Source organism: Candidatus Ozemobacteraceae bacterium (genome assembly GCA_035373905.1).
Lineage (GTDB): Bacteria > Muiribacteriota > Ozemobacteria > Ozemobacterales > Ozemobacteraceae > MWAR01.
In genome coordinates this window covers 108,374-115,578 of the sequence record DAOSOK010000013.1, presented here as the reverse complement: position 1 = coordinate 115,578, position 7,205 = coordinate 108,374, and the positions used below count along the sequence as shown (strand labels likewise).

At 59.1% G+C, this 7,205-nt stretch carries 6 protein-coding genes; all 6 read right to left on the bottom strand.

Annotated features, from left to right (window positions below; genetic code table 11):
* Positions 1-95 precede the first annotated feature (95 nt).
* Complete coding sequence (locus PLU72_08350; GenBank protein ID HOT28188.1) at positions 96-2,636, bottom strand: hypothetical protein; 2,541 nt, start codon at positions 2,634-2,636, stop codon at positions 96-98.
* A gap of 253 nt (positions 2,637-2,889) precedes the next feature.
* A complete protein-coding gene (locus PLU72_08345; GenBank protein ID HOT28187.1) occupies positions 2,890-3,543 on the bottom strand; it encodes a guanylate kinase in 654 nt (217 codons plus the stop codon).
* Between the two features lie 117 nt (positions 3,544-3,660).
* Positions 3,661-3,885, bottom strand: coding sequence for a SlyX family protein (locus PLU72_08340; protein ID HOT28186.1), 225 nt, complete (start codon positions 3,883-3,885; stop codon positions 3,661-3,663).
* Between the two features lie 20 nt (positions 3,886-3,905).
* Positions 3,906-4,439: a flavin reductase family protein gene (locus tag PLU72_08335; GenBank protein ID HOT28185.1), complete on the bottom strand. Its 534-nt coding sequence runs from the start codon at positions 4,437-4,439 to the stop codon at positions 3,906-3,908.
* A gap of 226 nt (positions 4,440-4,665) precedes the next feature.
* The gene (locus PLU72_08330) at positions 4,666-5,118 is read right to left on the bottom strand and encodes a prepilin-type N-terminal cleavage/methylation domain-containing protein (GenBank protein HOT28184.1); all 453 of its coding nucleotides are present in this window, start codon (positions 5,116-5,118) and stop codon (positions 4,666-4,668) included.
* A 135-nt stretch (positions 5,119-5,253) separates the two neighbouring features.
* Positions 5,254-7,179, bottom strand: a complete 1,926-nt coding sequence (locus tag PLU72_08325; protein ID HOT28183.1) for a secretin N-terminal domain-containing protein — start codon at positions 7,177-7,179, stop codon at positions 5,254-5,256.
* Between the last annotated feature and the right edge of the window lie 26 nt (positions 7,180-7,205).

Genomic DNA, 7,205 nt, shown 5'->3' with positions numbered 1-7,205 from the left:
TCTGTGACGTCGGGGCCGACAGCGCCTGTCCGGAAGGAACTGACAGGGATGCGAGGAACAGCAACGCGAGAGGAAAAAGATCTCGTTTCTTCATCTTACTGCTCCGTATCCGATGCGGATTTGAGCACGCCTTCGAGCACCGTTCCCTTCAGAAGCCGGGAGAACACATCGGCGACGCTGCTGCCGCCGAGAATCGCGAGAGGGGCCATGCTCTGCGCCATGCGCTCCGCGAGTGCCTTGTCGCTGAACGCCTGCATCGCGGCGATGAGCTTGGGCGATACCGCGCCGGCCTTGCCGATGACGGCCTCCGTCTCGGTCTTGAGTTCTTCGAGCTTGAGCGCCAGCCTGCGCCGGGTGACTTCCAGCTCGAGATCGTACGCTTCCTTCTTGCGGGAAAGCTCTGACGAGTCGATCTTGCCCAGCGTCGCCTGGTCGGCGAGCTTCGCGTCGAGCGTGCGCTTCCGGGCCTCGGTTTCCGATTCGATCTTCGCCAGGTTCAGCAGGAGCTGGGACTTGGCCTCGAGCGTGAGCAGCCCGAACTCCTGCTGTTTCGTCTGAGACTGCGCCTCGGCGATCTGCTGGCGGATCGACTCGTTCTGCTGGGTGAAATCGAGCTGGCGTTTCTGGGAAGCGATCTCGAGCGTCTGTTTCACGACCGAGTGCTGGGCGTCGATCAGCAGCTTCTCGATCGCCTCGTCGCCGATCTTCACGTCGAGCACCTCGACGTCGTAGATATGCATGCCGTTCTCGGCGAAGCTGCGGCCCGCGCGCTTGCTGTCGGAACCGGCGCTGCCGAGGATCGTGTCGCGGATGATCCGGATGGCGGTGGCGTAGAACTCCTCGATCCGGTGCTGCTTCACGGCGTGCCGGACGAGCGAGCGCATGTGGTCGGTCAGGAACTTCACATAGTTCTCGACATTGAACCACTTGCTCGAGTCGCCCTCGAAGTTGACCCGGTAGGACAGCTTGAGCCGGACGCGGCAGAGATCGTTCGTCTCGGCTTCGACGACGTCGGAAACCTTGTTGTGAAGCACGCGCAGATACGCCGTCTTGATCTTGTTGTCGTCGCTCTTCGGCGTTCCGGTCGAGAGCTCGAGGCTTTCGAGCGCCTCGTCATATTCGAGGAGATATGTTTGCGGGCCCGCGATGACCCTGCGCTCGCCCGCGCGGCCGACGACCAGGACGGCATAGCCGGTCCAGATGTCGATGGCGACGGCGCCTTCGTATTTTGTATCGAGCGTTATCGTTCGCGGCTGGGTGAAGCCGCGCTTGCGGGTGAAGTCGTCCCCGGCGTGCCCCTCGGCCGGCGGCTCGGCGGCCGGAGCGACGGGGATGCCGGGCCTGGGGGGGACGGGGGCGGGCGAGGGAAGTTTCGTCCGGGCTTCCCCGTCGGGGAGATACGCGTCGGCGTGCTGGGCCTTGGCGATGTTCTTGAGACGCACGTTGTATTCGAGGGCTTCCTGGTTGCCGGGGAACCAGAGGGCGCACTGCTTCGGCTCGAGAATCCGGCGGACGATCACTTCCTGACGGGGGTCGGGAAGGAACATGCAGGGGCCGCGCTTGAGCGTGACCTTGCCGGTGTTGCGGTTGAGGAAGTAGCGACCCTCGCCGGCCGGAATGGCGACCGCGTAATGGATCTCCTGCTCGCCGTATTTGATGATCGCATGCTCGGGGCGCGGGAAGTAGATCATCTGGTCTTTGCCGGTGATGAACAGCTCCTCGCCGACCTTGTGCTCGACGCCGTCCTCGCCTTTGTAGGGGGCGATGACCTTGATGTACAGACCGCTGATCTCGTTCAGTTCGATCGCCTTGAACTTGCGCGAACCGTTCTTCTCGACGAACGCCTCGGTGGGGCGGGGGAAGACGACCGCCGGACCCTGGATGTACCGCTTGTTGCCGTCTTCATCGAGGAGAATGCAGTATTCCAGCCGCTCGAGCGTGACCGCTTCCCGGACATACGTGTTTCTGGCGTCGCGAACGACCTCGATGCCCGTCGGCGGAATGTAGAACGAGACGTCGGTTCCCTTGATGACCAGCTGTTTTCCCATGGTCAGTTCGGGAACGTCGGATGCAGGATCGACGGCGCCGCTCTTCGGATCGGGTGGTGTCGGCGGTGCGGACGGTATGGTTCCCGGGGTGACGCTGTCGGTCCCGGCCGGTGTCTGGGGTTTGATGACCGCTTTCTTCCAGTTCGCTTTCGCGGCTTCTTCGTCGTAGACACGGACGACGAGATACTGGTTTGACCGCAGGTGGTGGCCCTGGATGATGCGGACCATCTGACCCGGCCAGAGAGAGAACGAAACCGGGCCCGGAATGTTCACCTTCCGGCCGATATTCAGCTCGGGAAGGTTGTTGGGGCCGAACGTGCGCGGCTGGTGGCTGTCTTTGGCCGGGTTCTTGAGGTTGAGATACCAGCCTTCAGGGGCTGTCGAGAAAATCGAGATCGACTGCTCAAGATTGCACCGCTCGAACCGCTTGGTACGGTCGTTGAAGATGACGGGCTGGTCCGTGTTTGCAAGACTTGTCTTGCAGGGGCCGACGTAGACGACGATATGGCCCTTTGTCTGGTCTGAAATGAGGGCAAACTCGTTCGGCGCCAGGACGAGATCGCGTTCGCGATTCGACGCTTCGGGCATGTAGGTATCTCCTCTCGTGCGTATGGGCATGGAGGAATTATAGATTCCCGCCCGCCGGCGGTCAAACGGCAGTCATGTTTCCGAGATCAGGCCGGGCGGGGTGGCGCCGCAGAGGCGCTGAGGCGGGGAGAACCGCAATCCTTTTACCAGCACGTTCAGCCTGGGGCTTGTCATTGCGATGTAGGGGCGGTTCGCGAACCGCCCCAACGGGAAAAGAGCGGCCGGTTTGTGCCTTCGTGTGGTGAAAGAGTTGTCAGTTTTTGTGGAGCGTGACGTCGAGGGTGTGCCAGTTTTCGGTCAGGAAACCGACGCCGTCGAGGCGGAACAGTTCGGCTTCGACGGTGCAGCGCACGCGGCGGAGGAATTCATCGCGGTCGCGGTTGAGGATGATGTAGTCGTAGGACCAGGCGTGGGCGATCTGCTCGCTGACCCGGTGGAGCCGCTTGTCGAGGTTCGTTTCGGGCTGGCGGGCGAGGATGCGCCTGGACAGCTCTTCGATCGAAGGTGGCATGATGAAAATGCCGATGACCTTTCGGCGTGAGATCGAACGAAGCCGGTGAAACCCGTTGAAATCAAGTTCGACCAGCAGGTGGTGGCCGTCGTCGGCATTGATGAGCCGGCGCGGCGAGCCGTACAGCTCGTCGTTGTAGGTGCGGGTGAACTCGAAGATCTCGTTCTGCGTCACCAGTTCCTGGAACCGGGCATCGCTGACGTAGTTGTAATCCTTGCCGTCGCGCTCGCCGTTCCGGCGGGCCCGCGTGGTGTACGTCGGCGAACGGGCGATCGAATCGGCGAATTCACGTTCGATGAAATCGAGGGCCGTTCCCTTGCCCGAACCGCTCGGGCCCGAGATGACGAACAGCAGAGGTTTCGGCTTCATGCCTGGTTGGGAGGTGACTTCCGTCATTGATGACCACCGCTTTTTGTAGAATTGAACGCATCGTACCCTGTCGGCACACGTTACCAGATTTCTTCTTCCGGGCAAAGACCGCCGTGCGAAAATCGATGTCTGGGTGGTGAGAAATCAATAGTGGGGCGGCTTTTCATTGGCGATGTTGATGTCGGCCTCGGTCATCGACGAGGGGGAGAGCTTCTGCCTGACTTGGGAGATGAGCCGATCGAGCTGCTGCACCTCGCGCTGGAGGCTCGTGACGGTCTCATTCAGATCTTCGATCGTCTTGTCCTGGTAGGAAACTTTCATCTCCAGCTCTACGATGCGTGCTTCGAGACCGTTTTGTTCTATTGTCATAGATATAGTATATGCCGCTCTTATTTCTTTTTCACGCTGAAGCCGAAACTGCCGATGGCCTTGCCGAGTTCGAAATAGGTTCCGTGCGCGAAGGCGAGAAGGCCGGCCTTCTCGATCGAGAGGTGGTTCTCGGCGGAAATCAGCCGCCGGGTGACCTGAACCCCGACGATTTCGGCGATGAACAGCGTGTGCGAACCGAGCGGAAGCGTCTGCTTGACGCGGCACTCGATGTTGATGGGGCACTCGGCGATGATGGGGGCCTTTACATGCTCCGCCGGCGCCGCCGTCAGGCCGGCGCGCGCGAACTTGTCTCCGTCGCGGCCCGAGACGACGCCGCAGAGGTCGGTCGCGAATGCCTCGTAGCGCGAAGGCATGTTGACGACGAACTCGCCCGTCTCGGAAATCAGCCTGAACGAGTGTCGTTCGGGTCTGATGCCAATGCCCAGAAGCGGCGGGTTCGTGCACAGCGTGCCGGCCCAGGCCACCGTGATGATGTTCGGAGGACCTTCCCGCCCCTGGCAGGAAACCATGACCGCCGGAACGGGCCCCAACATGGTGCCCGCCGGCCACGTGCGTTTGGGTGGCGGACCCCCCGCCAGGGCTGCGTGCCTGGTGCTTTTTGTCATGATTCAATTCTAAACGAAGTGCGTAACGTTCGGCAACTCACCAGAATGCCCTGATGAATGAATTGAACTCAATTGGAACGCCACTGAACAGGAATATTTTGTAATAATAAAAAAACCGCCCGAGATCGGGCGGTTTATAAAAAACAAAACTTCTTCACGGAGTGAATGTATCGAAAGTAACTCCCGGATCGGTAATTTCATTACCGGTAACTGTACCGGCATTATCTTTGCACTGATGCATAGATACTTTGAAGGTATTGAGGGTGGCATCAGCCTGAACGATTTGAGCTGTAATGGTGCCAACCGTTCCTGCAGAATTTTTCACATTGAACGTTTGTGCAGAAATCATTTTATCTTTAAGAGCCGAATAGACAACTGTACCAGCTTTTACACCTGCTCTTCCGGCTGCCTGCTCGTTGGCAAGGTAAATATTAGCGGCAGAAAGAACGCTATTGAAATTAGAGACGAAAGCAGCCCGCCGAGCTTCTTTCATCGCATCAGTCGCGCCGCCGAAGAAACTTGGGGCAGCGGCGGCGGCGACGATTGCCAGAATGGCAATGACGAGAAGGAGTTCCATGAGGGTAAAACCACGATTTGAACGGATCATTTGAAGGTGGCCTCCGGTGTGTGAGTGTTTTGAACAGAACTGACGAGGTGTGAATTATAAGCGAAGATGTCATTTCAGTCAAGAATGTAAAATGAACCAGGTTCATCGGACGTTTTGCATTCTGAGACGTGCGGCCTATCGCTGGGGCTTTTTTTCGTTTCCTGCGGGGGCGGTTGATTCCTTGGCGACGTTGGAAAGCCGATGATCTTTCACGATGGGGGCTTTCTTTTCGGATGGGGCCTGTTTGGACGACCCTTCAGACTTCAAGCTCAGGGGGAGCGTGAGGCTTGCGATCGGTGAAGAGGCGATGACCGCGGGATTGCCGTGCATCATGCTGATCGATGTCGCGAGCCTGGGTGAAAGGGTGCCTTCGAATTCGGTATCGACGATGCGGGTGGTGATGAGAATCATGAGATTCGTCTTCTTGTTGGTTCTCTTGGAAAACTTGAAGAATTCGCCGAGAACGGGAACGTCTCGGAGCAGCGGCACACCGGTCGTTGATTTGCCGTTTTCGCTGGTCAGGAGGCCGCCGATGACCATCGTTTCCCCGTTCCTCACCTCGACGGTGGCTTCCGTCTGGCGTGTCGCGATGATCGGGGCGCCGTTCTTCGCGTAGGCGATCGCATCGGAAACCTCGGGCTTCACCGTCATGCGAACCGTGTGATTGTCGGTGTGGATCATGGGCGTGACGTCGAGAATGATGCCGACGTCGACGAAATTCACGTTTTCGGTTGTATTCCCGCCGTCGGTGAGCGTCGTCGAGGTGGTGTAGGGAATCTTCGTGCCGATCTGGATCTTCGCCTTCTTCCCGGTGACCGACATGATCTTCGGCCTCGAGAGAACCTGCGCCTTGTTCTGGGATTGGGCAGTGTCGAGAAGTGCCTGGAGGTTGTTCAGGCTCCACTTGCCGAACTGGAAGGACTGGTAGGTATCCGCGTTCGGTGATTGAACGGAGTTCGCGGGCGGAAGTTGAACGGGATCGAATTTCCCCGTGCTCCAGGCATTGGCGGGGCCGGTATACCCGACGGAGGTGTTCCATTTGATGCCCATGTTCTTCTCGAAGTCGGTGTCGACCGCGACGATCTGGGCTTCGATCATGACCTGAGCGAGCGGCTGGTTGATCGTTGTGAAATAGGTTTTGAGACTGGCAATTTTTTCCAGCGTTGAATGGATGAGAACGATGCGCCGTTCCCGATCGAGGAGAAAATACTCTTTCTCGATCGGCTTGCCGTCTTTTGTCAGCGCCGCTTGCTGATTTGAGCTCCCCGTTCCTGAGGTTTCGCGGGCAATCACCGACGTCAGCTCTTTCTCGAGACTGTCGAAGTCGACATGGTCGAGTTTGAAGATCTCGGTGATGAACTCGACTTTCGCCACGAGCGGGGAGGAGGCGACTCCCTGGGCGGAAGGAGGCAGTTCGTCGAGACTCTTCGCGAGCTGCTCCGCTTCGGCGAGTTGCTTCTCGGTGCCCAGACAGATGAGGGAGTTCGTAGGCGCGTCGGTGACGATGTTCATGCCGGTGCTCAGATCCTTGATGAGCTTCTGAATGTCTTCGGCCTTTCGCTTTTTCAGGACGACGATGCGGCTCGAGACAGGCTCTTCCGGCTTCACGAGCGGAATGGCCGCCATGGACGGGGCGCCGTTCGCGGCGTCGCTCACGTGCGTCCAGGGCTGGCGGGGTTGAAAGACGTGCAGACGGCCGTTTTCAACCATCCAGTCGAGGTTCAGCGGACCGACGATCTCGCTCATTGCCTGGTCGAGGCCGGCGCCGTCGAACTCGAGGTTGACGGCCCCGGGCAATTCGACCTGCGGCTGGAGTTGAAGACCGAAATTCGCTGCAACCTGCTCCAGCGCCTGCTCGGTCGGCATCCCGCGAATGACCATCGAGAGGGAGCCCGACGGGACGGCCTGTTTCTGAGCGGACGTGAGAGCGGAAAGCGCCGGCGGCGTTTCTGGTTTTTGAGAATCATTCCCGGATGCGGCCTTCAACAGATGGCTGGAGGCCAGCAACAGACAACCGACGGCGGTGGCCGACACGATCCTGCTTGGTTTGAACCGGTTCATATCATCGATGCTCCCGTGGTGTGTGG

Coding starts and splice junctions, on each gene's coding strand:
- PLU72_08330 (HOT28184.1), bottom strand. CDS start 5,118: ATGATCCGTTCAAATCGTGGTTTTACCCTCATGGAACTCCTTCTCGTC.
- PLU72_08345 (HOT28187.1), bottom strand. CDS start 3,543: ATGACGGAAGTCACCTCCCAACCAGGCATGAAGCCGAAACCTCTGCTG.
- PLU72_08335 (HOT28185.1), bottom strand. CDS start 4,439: ATGTTGGGGCCCGTTCCGGCGGTCATGGTTTCCTGCCAGGGGCGGGAA.
- PLU72_08340 (HOT28186.1), bottom strand. CDS start 3,885: ATGACAATAGAACAAAACGGTCTCGAAGCACGCATCGTAGAGCTGGAG.
- PLU72_08350 (HOT28188.1), bottom strand. CDS start 2,636: ATGCCCGAAGCGTCGAATCGCGAACGCGATCTCGTCCTGGCGCCGAAC.
- PLU72_08325 (HOT28183.1), bottom strand. CDS start 7,179: ATGAACCGGTTCAAACCAAGCAGGATCGTGTCGGCCACCGCCGTCGGT.